This window comes from Streptomyces sp. NPDC023541, assembly GCF_055559995.1.
This window is the reverse complement of the sequence record NZ_JBVHJO010000008.1, coordinates 41,624-63,954: the sequence shown is the minus strand read 5'-3', so window position 1 is coordinate 63,954 and position 22,331 is coordinate 41,624. Positions and strand designations below refer to the sequence as shown.

Here is a 22,331-nt window from a genome sequence, read left to right as displayed (position 1 = left end):
CAGTGGACGAGCGATTCGAGCGCTTTGTCAAGGGGTATCTCAACATGATGGAGGGCTATGATACGAGTGGATATCTCAGGCCCACGCTGATGGGATTCAATGAATCGTTTGTCGAAGCGGTCCGTTCAGGATTTGCCCAGGCTTTGGCGGACGAGTCATTCGGGCCGGCCGAATATGAGCGGCTGACCGATATCGAATTTCCCGACAGGGAGACTCTTCGATCCTACCTCCAGGCGATGTACGACTACCTGTTCAACGAGGCGCCGGAACAGCCGATGCCGCCCGGGTGACCACGTGGCGCTGAGTCTTGCGAGCCAGGCGGGTTGCCCGGTCGTTCGGCCGTGTTGGCGTGCCGCCGACACGGCCGACGCGGTCGGCGAGCTGTACTCCTCGGCGGCTGACGTGTGGAATCTGGTGCCGGTTCGGCTGTCTTCCCGCAATGACGTTGCCGTCGTGCTTGACGACCTCGTGCCCCTCCTTGAGAAGGTGCGACGCCCGGGATTCTCGGATGCCCGGGTCTTCTGGGGGTCGGACACGTTCTCGGCCGAGTGGACCGTCGTCCGCGAAGGCGATGTGCTGAGGGTCCGGGCGCGCTGGCACAGCACGCTCGGCAACCATGAGCCGCTGCTCGCTGATCGGGGCGATGTCGTGGTCCCCGCTGAGGAATTCGTCAGCGAGTGGGCGAAGCTTCTGCGGGCGGATCTTCACCGACGTCGAGGCGCAGTGCGTGGAGTTGGAGGGACAGCGACCTTTTTTCGGCCGCGCCAAGGCTCTGTCGGCTCGGTCGTCAAATATCCCCGCAGTATTTGCTGCCCCGACGTAGGAGAGTTTGCCGACCATGTTGATGCGCGCGCCCAAGGAGAGCGGCTCGTGGACCTGGATCCTGGACGACGTGCCGGGCCCCGGTCTGGAATTCGCGCTCAACGCTGCGGCGCGCATGAGCGCGGTGCTCGAGAAGCACGATCTGCTGGAGCTGCATTCAATCGAGTGGGACTGGTCCCACGCCGGCAGAAGGGGCCTCGCGGGCCACAACCGCCTGGGCGTCAGCTCGAGTGCGATTGCCGGGCCGGCATTGCCCGATCGGCTGCGTTCCTGTCATCCGCAGGCGCGAATCAGCTCGATCATGTTGCTGGGAACGGGCGCCTGGTTCGATGCGGACGGTGAACGGCACCGAGAGGATCGGCTGGTGGAACTCTTTCTGGCGCCTGACGAAACGGATGTCTGGGTCGAACTGTCCGTGCACCACGACGTCTGGGCGCAATGCGATTTCCGAGGCCGGCCGCAACCGCGCATCCACGCCCACAACGCGCCCCGCCTCGCCGCCGCCCTGCGGGAGATCGAGCAAGTACTCGGCGTCGCGGCGGAGCCCGGCGAGCCGACGTACTACGGATGCGCCGAGGGTTACGGCTTGAAGGCTCCCGACATCATCGACGGGCTGGGGCCTGACGTCAGTGCGGCGCTCGGCTAGTGGACGACGGATTCGGTGGGATCGGGAGCCGGTCCATGCGGGGATATGGCCAACTGCTCGGAACGGATTTCGACGGGCGGCCGACGGACGACATCGACAACGTCATCTACGACGCGTTCGAAAGCCCCCGTCACCTGACCCGCGTTCCCGGCCTCGTTGCGTTGATGAACGATCCGGGCACTCCCGAGATCGAGCGCTTCCTGGCGTGCGTGACGCTGACGACCTGGGGCGAGGCGGCCGGATACGAGGCGGTGATCCGTGCCGCCGCGGATCCCAAGAGGGCCCCCTGGTACGACTTCTCGATCGACCGGAAGTTCTCTGTGGACAGCACGTTCGCGCAGCTCGCGCCTGCTGTCGCCGAGCGGGATCTGACGAGGGCGAAGGGAACCGAGGCCCTTCGGCTCGACGCCGCCCGGGCGCTGGTGCGGCTCGCCGACCGCGAGTACTTCGAGGACAGGCTGGGTGAGTTGTTCGACAGGGACACGTTCCAGGTGCTGCTGGACGACGTCAGAGAGGTCATCGGTCGGGGCGTGCGGTCCCTGGCGGCGGGTGAGAAGTGCTCGTTCGACCTGCCCACACAGCTGGTGGACCTGGCGTCCGGTGTTTCCACGGTCGACGGGTGCCTGGGCGTGGAGTCGGCCATGAGCGTGCTCGGCGTCAGCCGCTCCCCGCGGGCGCTGATCCATGCCGTCCCCATCGTCTCCCGTGCGCGGGGCCCGGAAGGCCGGCGGTTCGGCGAGTACCTGCTGACTTTCGGAAACGAACGAGTGTGCGCGGAGGTCCGCGAGGCACTGAAAGACATGACGACAAGGAACACGGCATGACCAAGGACGTGATCGCGCTCACCGAGCGCATGCCGGACGCGCTCAGCGTCCTGGCGGGCCTGCTCGCGGGCGGCCCGGACCTGGTGGTCGAGTCCGCCGGAGAGGGCGCCGTGGTCCAGCTGTGCGACGCCGACGGCCGGCCGCTCGTCTCGATCGAGGTCCCGCTGATGCTCCAGGTGCCGGGCGAGGCGGCCCGGCTGCTGGGGTCCGGCGCCGAGCTGTCGGGCGACGGCCCGGCGTGGTGGGTCGAGGCCCGCGCCGCCGCGGGCGTACCGCAGGCCGAGCAGCTCGCCGGAGCCTTCGCGGCCCGTCTGACGATGCTCCTGGGCGGCAGGGTCTGGCCGCCGAACGCCCCGGGCACCGTCGGCGCGGCCCGCCCGGTCGACGTCTCGGGAATCACCGCCGTACCGGCCCCCGCCGCCGCCCAGCCGGCCGTCGACATGCTCACCGACAAGGCCGCCGTGGTGCTCCAAGACCGCCCGGTCATCCCCATGACGAGCTGGCTCTCGGAGGCGCTGCGGGCCACCGTGGAGAGCGACCGGTCCCTGCAGATCGTCACCCCGCCGCACTGCCGCCTCTCCACGCCCACCCGCCTGCTGCTGCAGTCCATGCCCTCCCGGTGGGTGGTGCAGGACGAGCGCTGCGGCTATTACGACGGCCTCACGGGCGCCGTCCTCACATGGCAGGACGACACCTTCGCTCCGGCCCGCGACGAGAACGGCGAGACGCCGGTGGCCGACGCCTTCACGGAGGCCGGGCCCACCGGTGAGCGTCAGCTCACCGTCTCCTTCCGCACCCTGCACCGCCCCACGGCGGACCTCGTCCTCGGCGGCGCGCTCGAGGCCGCCTGGCAGGCGCTCACCGGCGGGCTGCCGGCCGGCTGGGGGACCTCTGAGCCGGCCGCCCTGAGCTGGTCGCGGCGCCAGCTGACCGAGCTGGCGTACGAGCGGGCCCCGCGCTCCACCTGGACCGTTGTCGTCGGCACGCCCGAACGGCCCGCGGTCGCCACCCTGCGCGTGATCCGCACCCCCGAGGGGGTGGAGGAGGACGTCACCCTCACCGTCGGCTTCGGGCCGGGCGAGGAGATACCGCTGGGCGCGCTGCCGGAGCTGGCCGAGGAGCTGGTGACCCGGTACGGGCTCAAGACCATGCTGTGCCAGCTGCGCGAAGCCCGCCGGGACCTGAGCGCCCCGCCCCACTACGAACACCCGCCGCTGCCGTACGCGTTCGTACTCGGTCCGGCGGAGGTCCAGGAGGCGGGGCGCGACACCGCGAGCAGGACGCCGCTCAAGGAACGCCCGGTGCAACTGGGCCCGAACGCCAGGCCGGGCTACTACTACGCGCTCGGCGACGCCGAGACGGCCGAGAGTTGGGCCGCCCTGGAGCGCCTGCTGCGCCACCTGCGCGGCGCGCCGCCCGCCTGACCGACGACGGAGGCCGGTGCGGGCATGCCCCGGCTTCCGTCCATAGCGAAAGATTGCAGTGGACCCTCGTTTCAGGAACTTCTTCAGAGCCTATTTGAACCTTGAGCAGGGCTACTACGTGGGTGGCTGCCTGCGGCCCACTGTGCTGAGCTTCAGCGACTCCTATGTGGAGCTGGTCCGTGCGGGATTCGAGAAGATTATTGCCGATGATTCCTTCGGTCCGGCCGAATATGAACGACTGACTGATATCGAATTCCCTGCAGGGAAAGCCTGAAGGTCTACCTTCGCGCCATGTATGCCCATCTGTTCATTGGAGCTTCGCAGCAGCCGATGCCGCCGGGGTGACGACGTGGGGATGGCTGGGATTGCTGGTCATGCTGATGCACGCGGCTAGCGGGGCGGGGCGGGGTGAGCCGGGTGGGCCGGGGCCGGGCTGGAAGGGCGCGGCGGGGGCTTCGGGAGGTCGGGAGCCGCTCGGGCGGTGTCAGGGTTGTGCTGGGGGTTTCCCGTCAGTCCCATCGTCTCTCCGTGTCGGGCCGGCCCGTCAAGGGCGCTCGTTCCTCGCGTCGCTTCGCGATGTCGCTGCGCTCCACCCTTGACCGACCGTCCCGCCACGGAAATCCGAGGACAGCCGGGAAACCCCCAAAGGAACGGGCCGGGACCAGTTTTCAGGGACGGGGCGTCGGATGCGTCCGGGCGGAGCCCGGTGCGCATCCAATCGCTACGCGCTCCTGCCTGACGGCGTCCGCGAGCCCTTTGGGCTGGGCATAAGCCGCCCCAAATCGCTACGCGCTCCTGCGAGACGGCGCCTGCGAGCCCCTTGGGTTGGGCATAGGCCGCCATCGATCGCTACCCGCTTTTCGAGGACGGCGTCCGACCCTCATCTGGGGCTGATGGGGGCGATATCGAGGGGCGGAAGGGCGATCCATCGGCTCAGCCGAACCCAACCCCCATCAAGACCACGACAAGATTCCACCCGCCGGTACAGACAGGGGCAATTGGGGCGAATTGACGACTCTTTGAGGCGCACACTCACCTAGACATGGATTGGCATCGCTCCAGCCGTCATCTGACGCTTTTCCACCCCACACAGGGGGCCGGACGCCGTTCGTGAAGAGCGGAGGAAGCTTTCTGCGGCCCGAGACCAGCCCCAGACGGATCGCAGACGCCTGATCGAGAAGCGAGTAGCGGTTGGTGGCGGCTTATGCCCAGCCCGAGGGGCTCGCAGGCGCCGTCTCGCAGGAGCGCGTAGCGATTTGGGGCGGCTTATGTCCAGCCACAAGGGGCTTGCGGGCGCCGTCTGGCAGGAGCGCGTAGCGAATGGTGGCGGCTTATGCCCAGCCCAAGGGGCTCGCAGGCGCCGTCTCGCAGGAGCGCGTAGCGATTTGGGGCGGCTTATGTCCAGCCACAAGGGGCTTGCGGACGCCGTCTGGCAGGAGCGCGTAGCGAATGGTGGCGGCTTATGCCCAGCCCGAGGGGCTCGCAGGCGCCGTCTGGCAGGAGCGCGTAGCGATCGGATGCGCACCGGGCTCTGCCCGGACGCATCCGACGCCCCGCCCCTGAAAACTGGTCCCGGCCCGTTCCTTTGGGGGTTTCCCGGCTGTCCTCGTATGTCCGTGGCGGGACGGTCGGTCAAGGGTGGCCGCAGGCCATCACGAAGTGACGCGAGGAACGAGCGCCCTTGACGGGCCGGCCCGACACGGAGAGACGATGGGACTGACGGGAAACCCCCAGCACATCCCTGACACCGCCCGAGCGGCTCCCGACCTCCCGAAGCCGCCCCGTTCCTTTCGCCCCCGCCCGGGTGCCCCCCGCCCGGGTGCCCCCCGCCCGGGTGCCCCCCGCCCGTGCGTCCCCCCGCCCGTGTGTCTGTCCCCCCGCTGTCGCCCTGCCCCAGCCGGAGCCGGCCCCTCACGGCATTGGGTCGCGGCGTCGCTTGAGGGGGGAGAAGGCCACCGGGGTCCAGGACAGGGAGAGGAGGGCGGCTCCGGTCCAGAGCGTGGTGTGGAGGGTGGTGACTTCCGTCATGAGGCCCGAGGTGGCGGAGCCCAGGGCCACGGCGCCGGTCAGGGTGAAGCGGAAAGTGGCGTTCATGCGGCCCATCAGGGGGTCCGGGGTGAGGTGCTGGCGGAGGCTGACCCCCAGGACGTTGTCCGAGCCGATCTTCATCATGGTCAGCAGCCAGGCGCCGCCCGCGAGCCAGAGCCGCGGGCCGTGGTCGAGCAGGGGCACCAGCAGGGCCGCCGGGGTCAGGGTGAGCAGCAGGGCGCGCCCGTAGCCCACGCGCGCCGCGAAGGGCCGGGCCAGGCGGGCTCCCAGGAGCAGGCCCACGCCGCCGGCCGCCCAGAACAGGCCGAGCGAGGCGGGGGACAGGCCCAGGTCGCGGACGAAGAGGACCGGGAGCATGGTGTTGAGGATCGCGCTACCCAGGTTGTTGAGGGTGGCGGCCAGGGCCAGGGCGCGCAGCTCGGGGTGGCCCAGTACGTGCTGGAGTCCCTCCCGGATCTGGGTCGTGAGCGGGGTCCGGGCGGTGGCCGGCGCGGTGGGTGCGGCCCGGATCCCGGTGAGGCGGAGTGCGGAGGCGAGGTACGCCGCGGAGGAGCAGGCCAGTGCCAAGGGGGCGGTCAGCGCGGCGACCAGGGCGCCGCCGGCTCCGCGGCCGGCGATGTTGGCGGCGGCCATGAGAGTCACCATCGCGGTGTTCGCGCGGATGAGGCCCTCCCGGCCGACGAGCCGGGGCAGGACGCTCTGCGAGCCGACGTCGGAGAAGACGGTGGCGCAGCCGGCCAGTAGGACGACGCCGTACAGCTGCCCCAAAGTGAGGGCGTCCAGCCACCAGGCGAGGGGTAAGGAGGCGAAGAGCACCGCCCGGGCGAGGTCGGCGGTGATGAGGACGCCGCGGGTGCGCAGGCGGTCGACCCAGGCTCCGGCCGGCAGGCCGATCAGCAGGAAGGCGAGCGTGGAGAGCGCGGCGAGGGTGCCGACCTGGGCGGGGCCGGCGTCGAGGGCGGTGAGGGCGAGCAGGGGGACGGCCACGTAGCCGGTGTTGGTGCCGAGCTGGTTGAGGGTGGCGGCGCCGAAGAGGGTGCGGAAGTCCCGATTGCGCCAAGGGGAACGCGTGGCGGAGGGGATGGCGGGTGTTCCCGCGGTGTGTTCGGGCGTCGTGCGGACCGACCGGGGGCGGTGGCCCGGGCCTCGGAGCGGAGAGGGTGTCATGGACAGAACCGTGCCGAACGGCAATCTCTAAGAACAAGTTAAATGTTCTCCGTCATCGCTTAAGTATCGCTGCGAGGTTCTTGACTTGCGGGGTCGTGGCCGGAACCGGCCGCAGGCATGGCAGGCTTGGGGCATGGCCGCTCAGATCTATCCCAGCATCCTGTCCGCCGACTTCGCCCGTCTCGCCGAGGAGGCGAAGGCCGTCGAGGGGGCCGACTGGCTGCATGTCGACGTCATGGACAACCATTTCGTCCCGAACCTCACCCTCGGAATGCCGATCGTGGAGTCCTTGAGCCGGGCCACGGACATCCCGCTGGACCTTCATCTGATGATCGAGAACCCCGACCGCTGGGCCCCGCAGTACGTGGAGGCCGGCGCGGGCTCGGTCACCTTCCACGCCGAGGCCGCGGCGGCGCCCGTACGCCTCGCGCGCGAGATCCGGGCGAAGGGGGCGCGGGCCTCCATGGCGCTCAAGCCCGCGACGCCGATCGAACAGTACGAGGACATCCTTCCCGAGCTCGACATGCTGCTGATCATGACGGTCGAGCCCGGCTTCGGCGGCCAGCCCTTTCTCGACATCATGCTCCCGAAGATCCGCCGCACCCGGGAGCTGATCGCCAAGCACGACCTGGAGCTGTGGCTCCAGGTCGACGGCGGGGTCTCGGCCTCGACCATCGAGCGCTGCGCCGAGGCCGGCGCGGACGTCTTCGTGGCGGGCAGCGCGGTCTACGGGGCGGTCGATCCGGCGGCCGCCGTCCGCACGCTGCGTGACCAGGCGGGCGCGGCGATCGCGGCGGCGCCGTGGGCTTGCGACCACTGAGCCAAGCGTTGGTGAACAGCTCGGTGAACGGGAGCTGTCCAGGCTGATCAACGGCCGTCGGATCTGACAGGATGAACGGCGAGTCGAGAGTGTGAACACGAGAGTGTGAACAGCAGTGAGGAGAACGCGGTGTCTGCAATGTCGGCGGGACGGTCAGCCCTGCGGATGGGACCCGCGGAGCTGGTGCAGGCGGCGGCCATGGCCCGCCGCTTCTACCTGGAGGGCAAGTCCAAGATCCAGATCGCCGAGGAGTTCGGCGTGAGCCGCTTCAAGGTGGCCCGGGTGCTGGAGACCGCCCTCGAACGCGACCTCGTGCGCATCGAGATCCGGGTCCCGGCCGAGCTCGACGCGGAGCGGTCGGACGCGCTCCGGGCCCGGTACGGGCTCCGGCACGCCGTCGTGGTGGAGTCGCCGGCCGACGCCACCGAGGACGCCCCGGACCCGGAGAACCTGGGCGCGGTCGCCGCCGACCTGCTGGGCGAACTGGTCAACGAGGGCGACGTACTGGGCCTCGCGTGGGGCCGCTCGACGATCCACATGGCCGCCTCCCTGCACCGCCTGCCCCAGTGCACGGTGGTGCAGCTGACCGGGGTGTACGACGCGGGTACCGCGGAGCGCGGCTCGGTGGAGGCCGTACGCAGGGCCGCGCAGGTCTCGGGCGGCGACGCGCACCCGATCTACGCCCCCATGCTGCTGCCCGACCCGGCGACCGCGGCCGCGCTGCGCAGCCAGACCGGGATCGCGCGCGCCTTCGACTACTTCGACAAGGTGACGGTCGCGGCCGTCTCCATCGGTTCGTGGGAGCCGGGCATCTCGACCGTCCACGACATGCTGACGGACGAGGAGCGGGCCCACTACGCCTCGCTGGGCGTCGCGGCCGAGATGTCCGCCCACCTCTTCGACGCCGAAGGCCGGCGGGTCGGCCGGGACCTCGGCGAGCGGTGCATCACGGTCGAGGCGGACCGGCTGCGGCGGATCCCGGAGGTCGTGGCGATCGCAGGCGGGCTGCGCAAGGCCTCCGCCATCGGCGCGGTGCTGCGGTCGGGGCTGGTCACCAGCCTCGTCACGGACACGGCGGTCGCCGACTACCTCCTGACGGAGTCGGCCCCGGGACTGCGGCCGGCGCTGGACCGGGCCGACCCCGACGACCTGTAGGGGCGGGGCGGGGGCGGGGGCGGCGGGCGCCGCACACGAAGCGGGGACCTGTGGGCCTGCGGGGCCGGGGGCCGCGCCGCCTCCGTGTGTCTCCGTGTGCCTCCCTGTGCATCCACGCTGCCCTGGTGCGGGCGCTTCCGGGGCGCTGGAGGTGCGGATGGTGCCCGGATTGAGATGCGAAGGGCGACCGCACGGGCGCCCGCGGGGCGCATACTGGTTCCGATGACAAAATCAGCAGTTCCTCGCCGCCACTTGCCGTCCAGCCCGTTCAAAGCCCCCGTGGAACAGCCCATCCGGCAGTTCAACGTGGGCGACCGGGTTACTCACGACGAGCACGGCCTCGGCCGTGTCGTCGGAATTGAGGAGGGGATCGCCGTTCTCGTCGACTTCGGTTCGGTCCAGAAGCGCATCCTGAGTCCGTACAGCAAGATGGCCGCGCTCTGACGCGACCGAACGATTCGCGGGCGAATCGGATATTTGGCACGATCGGCGCATGATCTTCCGGAACGTGCCCCGATGGGTTTGGCGTTCGCTGGGGGCCGTGTTCCTCTGCGCCGCGCTCGTCGCAACGGCGGGCTGTGGTGCGCGTAAACCACCCGGCCCCGCCGTGGCCGGCGGCAGTGCCGAGCCGAGTGCGGCCTCCAGCGCGGCCTCCAGTGCCGTGGCTCCCGATGCCGGTCCCAGCTGGGCGCGGGGGATGGCCGTCGTACGTGCCGACGTGCTGCCGCGCCAGGCGCGGGACGTCCTCGCGCTCATCGACAAGGGCGGCCCGTACCCGTACCGGCAGGACGGCACCGTCTTCGGGAACTGGGTGGGGCGGCTGGTCGCCGTGACCTCGGCGCGGGTACGCGGGGGCGCGGCCGGCGGAGTGGGAGACGTTCGTGGAGGTGCTGGAGGAGGCCGTGGACTTCTGGCGGGGGCCGGAGGGGGAGCCGGGGCTCACGGTGCTCCTGGCCGCGCCCGAGCCCGAGGGTGAGCCTGAGCCTGAGCCCGGGCGCGGGCCGGCCGCCGGGGCTCCGCCCCGGACCCCGGGCCTCAGGCGTCGGCGGGGCTGATGGTGCGGCGGGGCTGAAGGATCGAGGCTCCGCCCCTGGTCCCGCGCCTCAGGCGTCGGCGGGGTTGGAGGGGCGGTCCTGGCTGAAAGGTCGGCGCTCCGTCCCTGGCCCCCGGCCTCAGGCGTCGGCGGGGCTGGAGGTGCGCCGGCGGGGCGGAGAGAAGGGAACCGGGCGGCCTGGGGGCGCCCGGCTCGGGGTCAGTCGGTCTGGGGGATCCAGGGCGGGGTCTGGCCCCAGGACCAGACCGGGATCTTGGCCGCGTCCACCGGTGGGGGGTTGGGGCCCGAATAGATGAGGGCCATGCGGGTGCCCCACTCGATGTAGTAGGCGAACACCCCGCGGAACTCGGGGTCCGTCGGGAGGCCGACCTCGTCGGCCGTGTCCATGAGCAGGTCCACCCAGCGCCGGCGCTGCTTCTCGGTGATCGCGCGGCCCAGGTGCTTGGTGGCCATGTGCTGGTGACCGCCGTGGTGGGCGGTGTACTCCGCCGGGCCGCCGAAGACCTCCGCCAGCCAGATCGCGACGTGCTGCGGGTGCTCCGAGTCCATGCCCGCGAAGACCGGGGCCAGGATCTCGTCCTGGAGGGCGTGGGCGTAGAAGGCGTCGGTGAGGCGGTTCATCGCCTCCGCCCCGCCCATCCACTCGTAGATGGTGGGTGTGGTGCTCATCGCTGTCCGGCGCCCTTTCCCGTGCCCACGACGCCCGTCACGAGGTAGTGCTGCATCTCCTCGATGGCCGTCACGTACGGACGGATCGCGCTGAAGAACGCCGGGAAGTGCTCCCCCTTGCGGAAGCCGCCCAGGTGGGCCTCGATCGAGGTCCAGCGGATCCGGAGGATGTACCGCTCCTTCTCCTCCTCGCACCGTGCCAGTTCGTAGTCGATGCACTCGGGCGAGGCGGCCAGGGCCTCGGCCGCCCGGGCGTACGCGTCCTCGAAGGCCTGCTGGTCGTCCAATGCGATCCGGTAGCGGATGTATTCGACGGTGGTCGTCATGGTGCGTACCTCTCCCTGGGTGTAGGTCTCGGCCAGCCTTACGCGATCACACGGCTCCATGGGGCCGATTCGTCATTCGGACCCGGACTTCATGGAGTCCGTCGTGCCGTCGACGTCCGGACCCTGCGCGCGGACCCGCCCGACCTGGTCCAGGGAGTCGCGCAGGTCCGCCAGCCAGCTGTCGGTGTTGCGCCCGACGAGGCGGACGCACCAGGCCAGTGCGTCGGCCCGGCTGCGGGCCACGCCGCCGGCGACGAGGGTGTCGAGGACCTGGCGTTCGGACTGGCGCAGGCGGGTCATGACGGGGACGGCGAGGTGGGTGAAGAGGGTCGTCTCGTCACCCACCCGTACGCCCCACGCGACCTTGCGGCGGTAGAGCTCCTCGGCCTCGCGGGCCACTTCGATGCGCTGTTCGCGGGTGCGTTCGCGGAACTCCCGGACCGACTCGGTCGCCGGGACGGTGCCGACGACCGTGATCTCCTCGCGGTCGGCGGTCACGGGGTCGAGGGACTCATAGACGTCCGCCGGCAGGCGTTCGGCGAACCACGCGCGGAGCTGCTCGCTCTGTTCGGATGTAATCATGTAATCAACGTTGCGTCCGATGTGTACGTGATCACAAGCCCTGGAGCGTTCGCTCTCAGCCCATCGAGCGGTAGCGGTGGATCAGCGAGACGGCCATCGCCCCCTCGCCCACGCCCGACGCCACCCGTTTGACCGAGTGGGCGCGGACGTCGCCCGCCGCGAAGACGCCGGGCACGCTCGTCTCCAGGGGGTAGGGCGCGCGCTCCAGGCTCCATTCGGCCGGGAGCTCGCCCCCGTTGGAGATCAGGTCCGAGCCGGTGAGGACGAAGCCGTACTCGTCCCGCTCGACGACGCCCGAGAGCCAGTCGGTGTGCGGGCGGGCCCCGATGAAGGTGAACATGAAGCGGGCGGCGACCTCGGTGTCCTTGCCGGTGTCCGCGTCGTGGAGGGTGAGGCGCTCCAGGTGCTCCTCGCCGTCCAGCCGGACCACCGTGGTGCGCACCTTGACCTCGATGTTCGGGGTGCGTTCGATCTCGTCGATCAGGTAGCGGGACATGCTCGCGTCCAGGGAGGACGCGCGGACCAGGATGGTCACGCGGGCGGCGTACTTCGCGAAATGCACGGCGGCCTGCCCCGCCGAGTTGGCCCCGCCGACGATGAACACGTGCTGGGAGATGCAGGCAGAGCTCTCCGTGGTCGCCGCGCCGTAGTAGAGGCCGGCGCCCTCGAAGCGGTCGGCGCCCGGGGCGTCGAGCCGGTTGTACGAGACTCCGGTCGCGAGCAGGACCGTCTCGGCGGAGATCTCCGTGCCGTCGGCGAGGGTGAGGATCTTCGCCGGGTCGTCCCGGGTCAGTGAGACCACCTCCACCGGGTGCAGGATCTCGGCGCCGAACCGGGAGGCCTGGATGGTCGCCCGGCGGGTCAGGTCACCGCCGGAGAGGCCCGAGGGGAAGCCGAGGTAGTTCTCGATCAGGCTGGAGGTGCCGGCCTGGCCGCCCGGGGCGCGGGAGTCCAGCATCAGGGTGGAGAGGCCCTCGGAGGCCGAGTAGACGCCCGCCGCCAGGCCCGCGGGGCCCGCGCCGACGATGACGCACTCGTAGTGCGGGCGCGAGGCGGTGGTGGCCAGGCCCAGGTGCTGGGCGAGCTGCGTGTCGGTCGGTGCCGAGAGGACCGCCCCGTCCGGGAAGCGGACCAAGGGCAGGGCAACGTCGGGCTGGGCGGCGATCAGGGTCAGTGCCTCGGGGTCCCGCTCGACGTTGAGGAAGCGGAACGGCTGGCCGTTGCGGGTGAAGAAGTCCCGTACGGCGTGGGTGCCGGGGGAGACGAGGTGGCCGGCGACGATGATCCCGTCGTAGGCGGGGCGGTAGGTCGCCAGCCAGTCCGAGAGCAGGTCGTCCAGGACTGGGAAGAGCCGCTCGTGGGGAGGGTCCCACGGCTTGAGCAGGTAGTAGTCCAGACGGACCCGGTTGATGGCGGTGATCGCCGCGTCGGTCTCGGCGTACGCCGTCAGCAGCACCCGGCGGGCATCCGGGAAGCGGCTGACGGCCTCCAGCAGGAACTCGACGCCGGTCACGTCCGGCATGCGCTGGTCCACGAGGAACAGCGCCGGGTCGTGGCCGCGCTCGTCGAGGGAGTCCAGGATCTTCAGGGCGTCGGCCGCCGAGGAGGCACCGAGGACCCGGTAGCGGTCGCCGTAGGCGCTGCGCAGGTCGCGGCGGACGGCGCGCAGCACCTGCGGGTCGTCGTCGACGGCCAGGATCACAGGCTTGCGGCTCTCCGCGCGCTCGGCCGCGGCCGAGGCGGGGGCGACGGGGGCGGGGGCGGCAGGGGAGCTCTCCCGGGCCGTGCTCATGCCGAGTCCAACATCAGCTTGTCGGCGTAGCACCAGACCCAGTCCTCGCCCGGCTCGTGGGAGGCCGCGATCGGGTGCTCGGTGGTTCGGTAGTGCCGGGTGGCGTGACGGTTCTTCGACGAGTCGCAGCACCCGACGTGTCCGCAGCTGAGGCACAGCCTCAGGTGCACCCAGGTATCGCCGGCGACGAGGCATTCCTCGCAGCCCACCGCGGTGGGCCTCACCGGACGTATCTGATCGATGTGTGTGCACAACAGGTCCATCGCCATCGTCGCCGTCCCTCTCCTCGTGCTTCGCGCGCCCGCGATTCACGGCGCGTCCAGACCTTAGGACGGGTCTCGCGAAACGGTTCACCGATTCGGCCGAAGTCACCTAGTCCTGGGGCTACTTCATGACGTCCGCGAACGACTTCCTGAAGTGCCGCGGTCACCTGTCCGGCTACCTCACGAAGTCGCATGCCGGCGCTTTGACGAAGGCTCTGGGCCCGGCCAGTGTGGGGGACGCCAACGACAACAGGCGGCGCTGGAGGAATACGTGAGCAGAAAGATTCTGGTCATTGTCTCCGAACACGGTTACTGGGCCGAGGAACTGATAGGCCCCGTCTCGAAGTTCGACGAGCGGGGCTACGAGGTCATATTCGCGACGCCGACCGGAAAGCGTGCGCACGCTCTTCCGCCGAGCCTCGACGCGAACTACGTCGACCCGCCGCTCGGACGCTCGGTGACCACCGAGGAGAACGCCCGGCTGGGGCGGGAGTTCGAGCAGTCGAGCCGGCTGGACTCGCCGCTCGACATCGAGGCGTGGGTGCCCGAGCGCCCGTACACGAGCGACCCGGCCTACCTGCCCAAGCTGGAGCAGTACCACCGCGATCTCGACGGACTCGACGCCGACATCGCCGGATACGACGCGATCCTCATCGTCGGCGGCAGCGGCCCGATCGCCGACCTCGCCAACAACGAGCGCGTGCACGCCCTGATCCTGGGCTTCCGGAAGGCCGGCAAGGTCGTGGCCGCCGAGTGCTACGGGGTCGCCTGCCTGGCCTTCGCCCGGGACTGGGACGACCGCAAGAGCATCATCCGGGGCAAGCACGTGACCGGCCACTGCAAGGAGTACGACTACAAGGACGGCACCGGATTCCTCGGTACCGACTTCAACATGGGGCCGCCGCCGTACCCGCTGGAGTACATCCTGCGCGACGCGACCGGACCGCGCGGCGCGTACCACGGGAACTTCGGAAAGCCGGTCTCAGTGATCGTGGACTTCCCCTTCGTCACCGGACGTTCCACCCCCGACTCCTATCTGACGGGGCAGAAGATCGTGGAAGTCCTGGAAAACGGGCTCACCCGATACGGCTGGTGAACCGGGAAACCGCTGGGAAATCGGATGGTCGAGGGGGAATTCATGGAAGCCACTCCCGGACGGGAAAGGCTGATCGAGCAGTTCAAGGCCGACGGCCTGAAGGTGATGTTCGGAAATCCGGGGACGGTGGAACAGGGATTCCTCGACGCGGTGGACGCGGCGGAGGACTTCCGGTACGTCCTGGCCCTCCAGGAGACCGTGGCCGCCGGCATCGCCGACGGGTACGCCCGGGCGACCGGCGGCGCGGCCCTGCTCCAGCTGCACTCCGGAGTGGGCCTGGGCAACGGTATCGGGATGCTCTACCAGTCGCTGCGCGGCCACACCCCGCTCGTCGTCGTCGCCGGCGACGCCGGGGTGCGCTACGACGCCATGGACGCGCAGATGGCGTCCGACCTGGTCGCGATGGCCAGGCCCGTGACCAAGTACGCGACCCGCGTCACCGATCCGCGGTCCGTCCTGCGCACCGTCCGCCGGGCCGTGAAGATCGCGCTCACCCCGCCGCGCGGGCCCGTGTTCGTCGCGCTGCCGATGGACGTGCTGGACGAGCTCAACTCAGAGCCCGTGCTGCCGGCGACGGTCCCCCTCACGGACGTGGCGCCCTCGCCGGCGTCGGTGGGCCGGGCGGCCGAATTGCTGGCCTTGGCCGAGCGGCCGGTCGTGCTGGTCGGAGACGGGGTGGCGCTCTCCGGGGCGCAGCGCGAGCTCGCCGCCGTCGCCGAGCTGCTGGGCGCCGACGTGTACGAGGTCGACTCCTCCGAGGTGAACATCGCCGCCTCGCACCCGCTGCGGCGCGGCCAGACGGGCCACATGTTCGGCCCGCACAGCAAGGAGCTGATCGGCGACGCCGACGGGGTGCTGGTCGTGGGCACCTACGTCTTCCCGGAGGTGTTCCCCGAGCTGGAGAGCCCCTTCCGGGCCGACGCGAAGGTCGTCCACATCGACCTCAACGCCTATGAGATCGCCAAGAACCACCCGGTGGACCTCGGCCTCGCCGCGGATCCCCGGCAGGCGCTGCGCGCGCTGGCCGGCGTACTGGAGCGGCAGCTGCCCCCGCAGCGGCGGGCCGCCGCGGCCGCCCGGCTCGACGTACGGACCCGGGAGCGGGCCCGGTCGGCGGGCGCGGCCGCCGAGGACGACGGCACGCCGATGGCCGTCTTCCTGCGGGCCCTGGCCGAGCGCACCGGCGGGGACCTGATCGTCTTCGACGAGGCGCTGACCACGTCGCCGCTGGTCACCCGGTACCTGCCGGCGGAGCGCCCCGGCGACTACCACCTCACCCGGGGCGGATCGCTCGGCGTGGGCTTCCCGGGGGCGGTCGGCGCCAAGCTGGCCCGCCCGGACCGGCTCGTCGTGGGCTTCTCGGGCGACGGCGGGTCCATGTACACCTACCAGGCACTGTGGACGGCCGCCCGGCACGGCATCGACGCCAAGTTCGTCGTCTGCAACAACCGCAAGTACCGGCTGCTGGACGACAACATCGCCCAGTACTGGCGGGAGCGGGACATCCCGGAACACGGCTTCCCGGGCTCCTTCGACCTCTCGCACCCCGAGATCGACTTCGCTGGGCTCGCCCGTTCGCTCGGCGCCGGCGGGATGCGGGTGGAGAAGCCGGACGAGGCGGTCGCCGCGGTGGGCCGGATGCTGTCCCACCCCGGACCGTTCCTCGTCGACGTCCAGATCTGACCGCAGACCGGATCGGACCTGAACCGAACCGCTCCGATCCGACCTGCCCCGATCCGACCGGCCCCCATCCGACCTGCCCCGCCCAGTCATCCCGCCCGACACGGAACAGGAGGAGACCGCATGCCCGCCGAGCGGCAGCTGACCGAGGACGCGATCCGCAGTTTCGCCGAGAACTGGTACGTGGCGCTGGACCAGCACGTGGGCCTGGCCGATGTGCTCGCCCTGATCACCGAGGACCTGGAGTTCAAGGTTCCCGAGGACACCTTCCTCGGACACGAGGGCTTCGGCCGCTGGTACGGGGCCGTCACCCACCGCTTCTTCGACGAGGTGCACACGGTCACCAAGGTGGAGCCGGTCATCGAGGGCGATCGGGCGGTCGTCCGGGTCCTCGTCAACTGGCAGGCCAAGATCTGGGACCCGCCGGCCGCCCGCAGCCAGTGGCTCGGCTTCGACGCCGACCAGACCTGGACCGTGGTCGCCGGCCCCTACGGGCCGCTGATCAAGCAGTACACCGTCAACGACCTGGCCCCGATGCCCGGTTCCGGCTCCCTGTGACCGTGACCGCGACCGCGACCGCGGTGAAGGAGAAGCGACGATGACCGAAGTGACACGGGAGCGGGTCCGGGCGGCCTACGCCGCCCTCGGTTCCGGCGACCGGGCGCGGATCCTGGAGTACTACTCGGAGGACCTGCGCTGGCTGGTGCCGGGCAACCACCCCCTGGCCGGCTGGTACGAGAGCCTGGACGCCTTCCTGGAGCTGATGGGGCAAACCCACAAGCTCACGGGCGGCACCTTCCGGATGGACCTGGAAGCGGTGCTGGTCGGCGAGGGCTGCTCGGCGGACGTGTGCCGCAACGTCGCCCTGCGGGCCGGCGCGGCCGAGGCGAGCGGGTCCCCGTACGAGCGGATGGACTACCCCGTCTTCCACTTCATGCGGTGGCGGGACGGCCGGATCGTCGAGGGGCGCGACGGTCTCTTCGGGGACTCGGCGACTGCCTTCAGCCAGTTCTGGGCGCCGTTCGCGCCGGACGGAACCCGCAGGGACCGATAGGGGGATGAGCGCAATGGACGCACGACAGATCCTGCAGAAGTACTACGAGTACGCCAACGCCGGGGACTGGGACCGCTGGTGCGACCTGTTCGCCGACGACCAGGTCATGGACGAGCAACTCGCCGGCCACATCGAGGGCCTGGAGGTGCTCCGCTCGATGATGAAGGGCATGGGGACGATGTACCGCGTCTTCCGCAACGAGCCCGTGCACTTCCTCGTCGACGGTGAGAAGGCCGCGGCCGTCTCCCACCTGACCGCGGTCAGCGCCTCGGGCGAGCCCGTCGAGGCCGAGGTCATGAACTTCTTCCGGATCGTGGACGGAAAGATCGCCTACATGGCGAACTACCACGACACGGTCCCCTTCCAGGTGCTGAGCCAGGACTGAGGGGGGAGCGGTGAGCGTGGAAGAGTACGACTACATCGTCGTGGGATCCGGTACCGCGGGCAGCGTCCTGGCGGGCCGGCTCTCCGAGGACCCGGACGTCTCCGTCCTCGTCCTGGAGGCGGGCGGCTCCCGGATCCCGCCGGAGGTGGACGACCCGTCCTCCTGGTACAAGCTCCTCGGCGGCCCCGTGGACTGGGGCTACACCAGCACACCGCAGCCCGGGCTCGACGGCCGCCGTACGTACGAACCGCGCGGCAAGGCCCCCGGCGGCAGCAGCAACCTCTACATCATGATGCACATCCGCGGCCACGCCTCGGACTTCGACAACTGGGCCTACCAGGGCGCGGCCGGCTGGGCGTACGAGGACGTGCTGCCGTACTTCGCCCTGCTGGAGGGCCAGGAGGACGTCACCGCCTCCACCACCGGCACCCGCGGCCCGCAGCGGATCACCAACGCGGGGCTGCACGGCCCCAACCCGGTCTCCCGGGCCTTCATCGACGCTGCCGTCGAGCTGGGGCACGAGGAGATCGCCGACTTCAACACCGACGGGCCCCGGCGCGGGCTCTTCGGCACCGGCTGGCACCACATCGACGTGGCCGACGGCCGCCGCCAGGGCGCCCTGGCCGCCTATCTGGAGCCCGCGCTCGGCCGGCCCAACCTGACGCTGCGCACCAGCGCCCAGAGCACCCGGCTGCTCTTCGACGGCGATACCTGCACGGGCGTCGAGTACGTCCAGCTCCAGGCGCCCGCCGTGCTTTCGGACAGCGACGTCCCCGGCCGGACCGTCCGCGACGGCCACAGCAGCGCCGCCGCGCCCGGGCCGCACACCGTACGGGCCCGGCGCGAGGTGGTCGTGGCGGCCGGGGCGATCGAGTCGCCGAAGCTGCTGCTGCTCTCCGGCATCGGCCACCCCGAGCAGCTGCGCGAGCACGGCATCGAGGTCACCGCGGCCCTGCCCGGGGTCGGCGAGAACTTCCACAACCACGTCCTGACCGGGCTGATGGCCGAGGTCACCCAGGAGCTCCCGCCGCCGGCGCAGAACCTGTCGGAGAGCGCTCTGTTCCTGTCCTCGCAGCCGGGGCTGCCCGCCCCCGACCTGCAGATCGCCTTCGTCCACGTCCCCTTCGACGTGATCGTCGGCAAGGACCACCCGAACACGGTGTCCATCCTGCCCGGCGTCGTACGCCCGGTCTCGCGCGGCTGGATCAAGCTGGCGAGCGCCGACCCGCTGGCCCACCCGCTGATCAATCCGAACTACCTGGGCGACCGGTGGGACCTGGAACGCATGGTGCAGGGCGTCAAGATCGCCCGGGAGATCTTCGCGACCTCGGCCTTCTCGCCCTGGTACAAGCAGGAGCTGCAGCCCGGTCCCGGCTGTGCCGGCGACGAAGAACTGCGCACGTTCGTGAGGCAGAAGTCGGAGAGCTACCACCACCAGGCCGGCTCCTGCCGCATGGGCATCGACGACCTCGCCGTCGTCGACCCCGAGCTGCGGGTGCACGGCGTGCGCAACCTGCGCATCGTGGACGCCAGCGTCATGCCCGCGGTCCCGTCGGGCAACTGCCACACCGCCATCGCGATGATCGCCGAGCGCGCGGCGGACTTCCTGAGGGGGACCCGCCGTGCCTGATGCCGTCCTGCGCGAGGGCCCGCTGTCCGGGACCCGGATCGCGGTGCTGGTCGAGAGCGACTACTACGAGCCGGAGATCTTCTACTACCAGCACCGGTTCGCGGAGGAGGGAGCCGAGGTCGACTTCCTGACCCGGCTGTGGGGCAACGACTCCATCACCTTCACCGGACACGAGTACCGGGCGCCCTTCACCGTGAACCGGTCCCTGGAGGGGCTGACCGACGAGGAACTGCGCCGGTACGCGGCGGTCATCGTGCCCTCGGGCATGGTGGCCGACCGGCTGCGCTACACCGAGGACGTGGACGTCCTCGCCCCGGCGACCGAGCTGCTGCGCCGGGCCTTCGAGGAGCCGACGGTGCTGAAGGGGGTCATCTGCCACGGCATGTGGCTGGCGTCCTCGATCCCCGGGAAGATCCGGGGCCGCAAGGTGGTCTGCCACAACAACCTGATCGGCGACGTCCGCAACATGGGCGGGGAGTACGTCGACGAGGACGTGGTGGTCGACGGGGACCTGGTCACCGGCCGTACCGGCGCGCACCACCACCTGTTCGCCCGCCGGATCATCGAGCTGATCGCGGCCGGGCGGGGCCGGGGGGCTGGCTGATGCCGGGCTCCGGGGACCGGCCGATGGCCTGGTCGCACGTGGGCCTGAACTGCGTGGACCAGAAGACCACCGAGGACTTCTACACCCGGTACTTCGGCTTCTCCCGGGCCAGGGTGGTCGACCTCGGGGAGTCCCGCATCGTGTTCCTGCGCAAGGGGGACGCGTACCTGGAGCTCTTCGCGGCCGGCGCCGACCCGGCCCGGCCGGCGCCCGGCGACGGGCCGCAGGTTCCGGGCAGGATGCGCCACCTGGCGTTCCAGACCGACAGCGTGGACGCGTTCCTGGCCGACCTGGGCGACGCGGCGGAAGTGACCCTTGGACCGCTGGACTTCGACGACTTCATCTGCGGCTGGCGGACTGTGTGGGTCCGCGACCCGGACGGGGTGGTCGTCGAAGTGAGCCAGGGATACGAGGACGACAGCACTCACGACAAGGACGGTGCATGACATGGCGCACGCCGTGAGCTTCTCCTTCTCCGACACCATCGCGGGCTATGTCGTCCGCTTCCACTCCGGTACGCGCCTGCTGCGGCTGAAGACCCCGGACAGTCGGGAGTTCGACGTCTCCGTCGCCGGCGACCCCAGCGCCGAGCTGGTCCGCAACCTGGACGAGCCCTACATCGACGCCTCCGGGCACATCGACGAGATGCTCTCGCCGGGCCGGTTCCTCTTCGTCCACGGCGTGCACTACCCGGAGCACGGCGGCCGGTTCGAGGCCAAGCGCCTGGTGTTCCTCGGCCGCGGCGCCGAGGACTACCGCTTCGAGGAGGGCAGCTGGTGGATCAAGCAGATCGAGTCGCTGGCCGACTTCTACAGGCGGGCACAGTTCGGCGACGGGCCGGTGGACTTCACCGAGTACCGCACCGAGATCCGACTCGGCGGTGACAAGACCGCCAGCCACGTCCAGGAGACCGACACCATCTCCCGCCTGGTCTACGGCATGGCCTCGGCCTACCTGCTGACCGGCAAGGACGAGTACCTGGAGGTCGCCGAGCGCGGCACCGAGTACCTGCGCAAGCACATGCGGGTCGTGGACGGCGAGGAGGACGTGGTCTTCTGGTACCACGGCATCAGCGTCGACGGGGACACCGAACGCAAGCTGTTCACCTCGGAGTTCTCCGACGACTACGACGCGATCCCGATGTACGAGCAGATCTACGCGCTGGCCGGGCCCATCCAGACGTACCGGATCACCGGTGACGTCCGGATCAAGAACGACGCGGACGCCACCATCCGGCTGTTCGACAAGTTCTTCTTCGACCCGGAGCAGGGCGGCTACTACTCGCACATCGACCCGATCCTCTTCAGCGCCGACCACGAGTCCCTCGGGGAGAACGCCGAGCGCAAGAACTGGAACTCGGTCGGCGACCACGCGCCCGCCTACCTGATCAACCTGTACCTGGCGACCGGCGACCAGAAGTACGCCGACTTCCTCGAGTACACCTTCGACACCATCGCGGACAAGTTCCCGGACTACAAGAACAGCCCCTTCGTCCAGGAGCGCTTCTTGCGCGACTGGTCGCACGACACCGCGCACAGCTGGCAGCAGGACCGCGCGGTCGTCGGCCACAACCTGAAGATCGCCTGGAACCTGATGCGGATGAACTCGCTGAAGGCCAAGCCGGCGTACGAGGAGCTCGCCAAGAAGATCGGCGCGATCATGCCGGCCGTCGGCAGCGACGTGCAGCGCGGCGGCTGGTACGACGTCGTGGAGCGCGTGAAGCAGGGGGACCAGGAGACGTATCGTTTCGCCTGGCACGACCGCAAGGCCTGGTGGCAGCAGGAGCAGGCGATCCTCGCCTACCTCATCCTGAACGGCACCGTCGGCGGCGACGCGAACCTGCGCGAGGCCCGGCAGGCGCAGGCCTTCTACAACACCTTCTTCCTCGACCACGACGAGGGCGCCGTCTACTTCAACGTCCTCGCCAGCGGTACGCCGTACCTGCTCGGCACCGAGCGGCTCAAGGGCAGCCACTCGATGTCCATGTACCACTCGGCGGAGCTCTGCTACCTCGCCGCCGTCTACAACAACCTGCTGATCAACGGCCGGGAGATGGACTTCCACTTCCAGCCCGACCCGACCGGCCTGCCCGACCGCATCCTGCGCGTCTCGCCCGACCTGCTGCCCGCCGGCTCGGTGCGCATCGCGTCCGTGGAGATCGACGAGAAGCCGTACACCGACTTCGACGCGGAGGCGCTCACGGTGCGCCTGCCCGACGTCCAGAGCCGCGTCAAGGTGAAGGTCCGGCTGCGGCCGACGGCCAAGAAGTAGCGCTCAACGGGGGGCGCC

The 22,331-nt window shown here is 70.3% G+C and carries 23 protein-coding genes; 17 read left to right on the top strand and 6 right to left on the bottom strand.

Annotated elements, in window-relative coordinates; genetic code table 11:
- Window positions 1–2 precede the first annotated feature (2 nt).
- The 5 genes from ACZ3X1_RS21010 (at window position 3) to ACZ3X1_RS20990 (ending at window position 3,990) form a co-directional block, all read left to right on the top strand.
- Window positions 3–290 carry a hypothetical protein gene (locus tag ACZ3X1_RS21010; protein WP_467280620.1) on the top strand — a complete coding sequence of 96 codons (288 nt, stop codon included), beginning with the start codon at window positions 3–5 and terminating at the stop codon, window positions 288–290.
- 548 nt (window positions 291–838) lie between these two features.
- Window positions 839–1,468: a hypothetical protein gene (locus ACZ3X1_RS21005; protein WP_467280619.1), complete on the top strand. Its 630-nt coding sequence runs from the start codon at window positions 839–841 to the stop codon at window positions 1,466–1,468.
- A 35-nt stretch (window positions 1,469–1,503) separates the two neighbouring features.
- Window positions 1,504–2,292 carry a hypothetical protein gene (locus ACZ3X1_RS21000; protein ID WP_467280618.1) on the top strand — a complete coding sequence of 263 codons (789 nt, stop codon included), beginning with the start codon at window positions 1,504–1,506 and terminating at the stop codon, window positions 2,290–2,292.
- A complete protein-coding gene (locus ACZ3X1_RS20995) occupies window positions 2,289–3,716 on the top strand; it encodes a DUF6177 family protein (RefSeq protein ID WP_467280617.1) in 1,428 nt (475 codons plus the stop codon). The genes ACZ3X1_RS21000 and ACZ3X1_RS20995 overlap by 4 nt, the downstream gene beginning before the upstream one ends.
- A gap of 94 nt (window positions 3,717–3,810) precedes the next feature.
- The gene (locus tag ACZ3X1_RS20990; RefSeq protein ID WP_467280615.1) at window positions 3,811–3,990 is read left to right on the top strand and encodes a hypothetical protein; all 180 of its coding nucleotides are present in this window, start codon (window positions 3,811–3,813) and stop codon (window positions 3,988–3,990) included.
- Between the two features lie 1,637 nt (window positions 3,991–5,627).
- On the opposite strand, the gene ACZ3X1_RS20985 is transcribed toward ACZ3X1_RS20990, so the two are convergent.
- Window positions 5,628–6,932, bottom strand: coding sequence for an MFS transporter (locus ACZ3X1_RS20985; RefSeq protein WP_467280614.1), 1,305 nt, complete (start codon window positions 6,930–6,932; stop codon window positions 5,628–5,630).
- Window positions 6,933–7,065: 133 nt separating this feature from the next.
- Here ACZ3X1_RS20985 and rpe point away from each other — a divergent pair, with 133 nt between their 5' ends.
- From rpe to ACZ3X1_RS20970, 3 genes are all read left to right on the top strand, one after another.
- Window positions 7,066–7,752, top strand: coding sequence for a ribulose-phosphate 3-epimerase (gene rpe, locus ACZ3X1_RS20980; protein ID WP_467280613.1), 687 nt, complete (start codon window positions 7,066–7,068; stop codon window positions 7,750–7,752).
- A gap of 138 nt (window positions 7,753–7,890) precedes the next feature.
- Entirely contained in the window at window positions 7,891–8,907 is a 1,017-nt protein-coding gene (locus ACZ3X1_RS20975; RefSeq protein ID WP_030656274.1) for a sugar-binding transcriptional regulator, read from the top strand.
- 222 nt (window positions 8,908–9,129) lie between these two features.
- Entirely contained in the window at window positions 9,130–9,351 is a 222-nt protein-coding gene (locus tag ACZ3X1_RS20970; RefSeq protein ID WP_030036649.1) for a CarD family transcriptional regulator, read from the top strand.
- Window positions 9,352–10,159: 808 nt separating this feature from the next.
- Here ACZ3X1_RS20970 and ACZ3X1_RS20965 read toward each other — a convergent pair.
- From ACZ3X1_RS20965 to ACZ3X1_RS20945, 5 genes are all read right to left on the bottom strand, one after another.
- Window positions 10,160–10,630, bottom strand: coding sequence for a group II truncated hemoglobin (locus ACZ3X1_RS20965; RefSeq protein ID WP_467280612.1), 471 nt, complete (start codon window positions 10,628–10,630; stop codon window positions 10,160–10,162).
- Window positions 10,627–10,956: a putative quinol monooxygenase gene (locus ACZ3X1_RS20960; protein WP_362635778.1), complete on the bottom strand. Its 330-nt coding sequence runs from the start codon at window positions 10,954–10,956 to the stop codon at window positions 10,627–10,629. The genes ACZ3X1_RS20965 and ACZ3X1_RS20960 overlap by 4 nt, the downstream gene beginning before the upstream one ends.
- Window positions 10,957–11,028: 72 nt before the next feature.
- Window positions 11,029–11,538, bottom strand: a complete 510-nt coding sequence (locus ACZ3X1_RS20955; protein WP_467280611.1) for a hypothetical protein — start codon at window positions 11,536–11,538, stop codon at window positions 11,029–11,031.
- A 55-nt stretch (window positions 11,539–11,593) separates the two neighbouring features.
- Window positions 11,594–13,330 (bottom strand): FAD-dependent oxidoreductase, encoded by a 1,737-nt coding sequence (locus tag ACZ3X1_RS20950; RefSeq protein WP_467280610.1) that lies wholly within the window; start codon window positions 13,328–13,330, stop codon window positions 11,594–11,596.
- Window positions 13,327–13,593, bottom strand: a complete 267-nt coding sequence (locus ACZ3X1_RS20945) for a UBP-type zinc finger domain-containing protein (RefSeq protein WP_467280739.1) — start codon at window positions 13,591–13,593, stop codon at window positions 13,327–13,329. Before ACZ3X1_RS20945 ends, ACZ3X1_RS20950 begins: the two co-directional genes overlap by 4 nt.
- A 271-nt stretch (window positions 13,594–13,864) precedes the next feature.
- Here ACZ3X1_RS20945 and ACZ3X1_RS20940 point away from each other — a divergent pair, with 271 nt between their 5' ends.
- From ACZ3X1_RS20940 to ACZ3X1_RS20900, 9 genes are all read left to right on the top strand, one after another.
- On the top strand, window positions 13,865–14,689 hold the full coding sequence (locus tag ACZ3X1_RS20940) for a type 1 glutamine amidotransferase domain-containing protein (protein ID WP_467280609.1): 825 nt from the start codon (window positions 13,865–13,867) through the stop codon (window positions 14,687–14,689).
- Window positions 14,690–14,731: 42 nt separating this feature from the next.
- Entirely contained in the window at window positions 14,732–16,372 is a 1,641-nt protein-coding gene (locus ACZ3X1_RS20935) for a thiamine pyrophosphate-binding protein (RefSeq protein WP_467280608.1), read from the top strand.
- A gap of 120 nt (window positions 16,373–16,492) precedes the next feature.
- Complete coding sequence (locus tag ACZ3X1_RS20930) at window positions 16,493–16,927, top strand: nuclear transport factor 2 family protein (protein WP_467280607.1); 435 nt, start codon at window positions 16,493–16,495, stop codon at window positions 16,925–16,927.
- 40 nt (window positions 16,928–16,967) lie between these two features.
- Complete coding sequence (locus ACZ3X1_RS20925) at window positions 16,968–17,423, top strand: nuclear transport factor 2 family protein (RefSeq protein WP_467280606.1); 456 nt, start codon at window positions 16,968–16,970, stop codon at window positions 17,421–17,423.
- Between the two features lie 13 nt (window positions 17,424–17,436).
- A complete protein-coding gene (locus tag ACZ3X1_RS20920; protein ID WP_043194167.1) occupies window positions 17,437–17,808 on the top strand; it encodes a nuclear transport factor 2 family protein in 372 nt (123 codons plus the stop codon).
- A gap of 10 nt (window positions 17,809–17,818) precedes the next feature.
- On the top strand, window positions 17,819–19,438 hold the full coding sequence (locus ACZ3X1_RS20915) for a GMC family oxidoreductase (protein WP_467280605.1): 1,620 nt from the start codon (window positions 17,819–17,821) through the stop codon (window positions 19,436–19,438).
- Window positions 19,431–20,042: a DJ-1/PfpI family protein gene (locus tag ACZ3X1_RS20910; RefSeq protein WP_467280604.1), complete on the top strand. Its 612-nt coding sequence runs from the start codon at window positions 19,431–19,433 to the stop codon at window positions 20,040–20,042. Before ACZ3X1_RS20915 ends, ACZ3X1_RS20910 begins: the two co-directional genes overlap by 8 nt.
- Window positions 20,043–20,065: 23 nt before the next feature.
- Window positions 20,066–20,488 (top strand): VOC family protein, encoded by a 423-nt coding sequence (locus ACZ3X1_RS20905; protein WP_467280603.1) that lies wholly within the window; start codon window positions 20,066–20,068, stop codon window positions 20,486–20,488.
- A 1-nt stretch (window position 20,489) separates the two neighbouring features.
- Window positions 20,490–22,313: an AGE family epimerase/isomerase gene (locus tag ACZ3X1_RS20900; protein ID WP_467280602.1), complete on the top strand. Its 1,824-nt coding sequence runs from the start codon at window positions 20,490–20,492 to the stop codon at window positions 22,311–22,313.
- The last annotated feature ends 18 nt before the right edge of the window (window positions 22,314–22,331 follow it).

Bases quoted from the DNA above. Each gene is read 5' to 3' on its own strand.
- ACZ3X1_RS20960 (WP_362635778.1), bottom strand. From the start codon at position 10,956: ATGACGACCACCGTCGAATACATCCGCTACCGGATCGCATTGGACGAC.
- ACZ3X1_RS20995 (WP_467280617.1), top strand. From the start codon at position 2,289: ATGACCAAGGACGTGATCGCGCTCACCGAGCGCATGCCGGACGCGCTC.
- ACZ3X1_RS20905 (WP_467280603.1), top strand. From the start codon at position 20,066: ATGGCCTGGTCGCACGTGGGCCTGAACTGCGTGGACCAGAAGACCACC.
- ACZ3X1_RS20965 (WP_467280612.1), bottom strand. From the start codon at position 10,630: ATGAGCACCACACCCACCATCTACGAGTGGATGGGCGGGGCGGAGGCG.
- ACZ3X1_RS20950 (WP_467280610.1), bottom strand. From the start codon at position 13,330: ATGAGCACGGCCCGGGAGAGCTCCCCTGCCGCCCCCGCCCCCGTCGCC.
- ACZ3X1_RS20970 (WP_030036649.1), top strand. From the start codon at position 9,130: ATGACAAAATCAGCAGTTCCTCGCCGCCACTTGCCGTCCAGCCCGTTC.
- ACZ3X1_RS21005 (WP_467280619.1), top strand. From the start codon at position 839: ATGTTGATGCGCGCGCCCAAGGAGAGCGGCTCGTGGACCTGGATCCTG.
- ACZ3X1_RS20920 (WP_043194167.1), top strand. From the start codon at position 17,437: ATGGACGCACGACAGATCCTGCAGAAGTACTACGAGTACGCCAACGCC.
- ACZ3X1_RS20925 (WP_467280606.1), top strand. From the start codon at position 16,968: ATGACCGAAGTGACACGGGAGCGGGTCCGGGCGGCCTACGCCGCCCTC.
- rpe (WP_467280613.1), top strand. From the start codon at position 7,066: ATGGCCGCTCAGATCTATCCCAGCATCCTGTCCGCCGACTTCGCCCGT.
- ACZ3X1_RS20955 (WP_467280611.1), bottom strand. From the start codon at position 11,538: ATGATTACATCCGAACAGAGCGAGCAGCTCCGCGCGTGGTTCGCCGAA.
- ACZ3X1_RS20985 (WP_467280614.1), bottom strand. From the start codon at position 6,932: ATGACACCCTCTCCGCTCCGAGGCCCGGGCCACCGCCCCCGGTCGGTC.
- ACZ3X1_RS20975 (WP_030656274.1), top strand. From the start codon at position 7,891: ATGTCGGCGGGACGGTCAGCCCTGCGGATGGGACCCGCGGAGCTGGTG.
- ACZ3X1_RS20935 (WP_467280608.1), top strand. From the start codon at position 14,732: ATGGAAGCCACTCCCGGACGGGAAAGGCTGATCGAGCAGTTCAAGGCC.
- ACZ3X1_RS20930 (WP_467280607.1), top strand. From the start codon at position 16,493: ATGCCCGCCGAGCGGCAGCTGACCGAGGACGCGATCCGCAGTTTCGCC.
- ACZ3X1_RS21000 (WP_467280618.1), top strand. From the start codon at position 1,504: ATGCGGGGATATGGCCAACTGCTCGGAACGGATTTCGACGGGCGGCCG.
- ACZ3X1_RS20900 (WP_467280602.1), top strand. From the start codon at position 20,490: ATGGCGCACGCCGTGAGCTTCTCCTTCTCCGACACCATCGCGGGCTAT.
- ACZ3X1_RS20945 (WP_467280739.1), bottom strand. From the start codon at position 13,593: ATGGACCTGTTGTGCACACACATCGATCAGATACGTCCGGTGAGGCCC.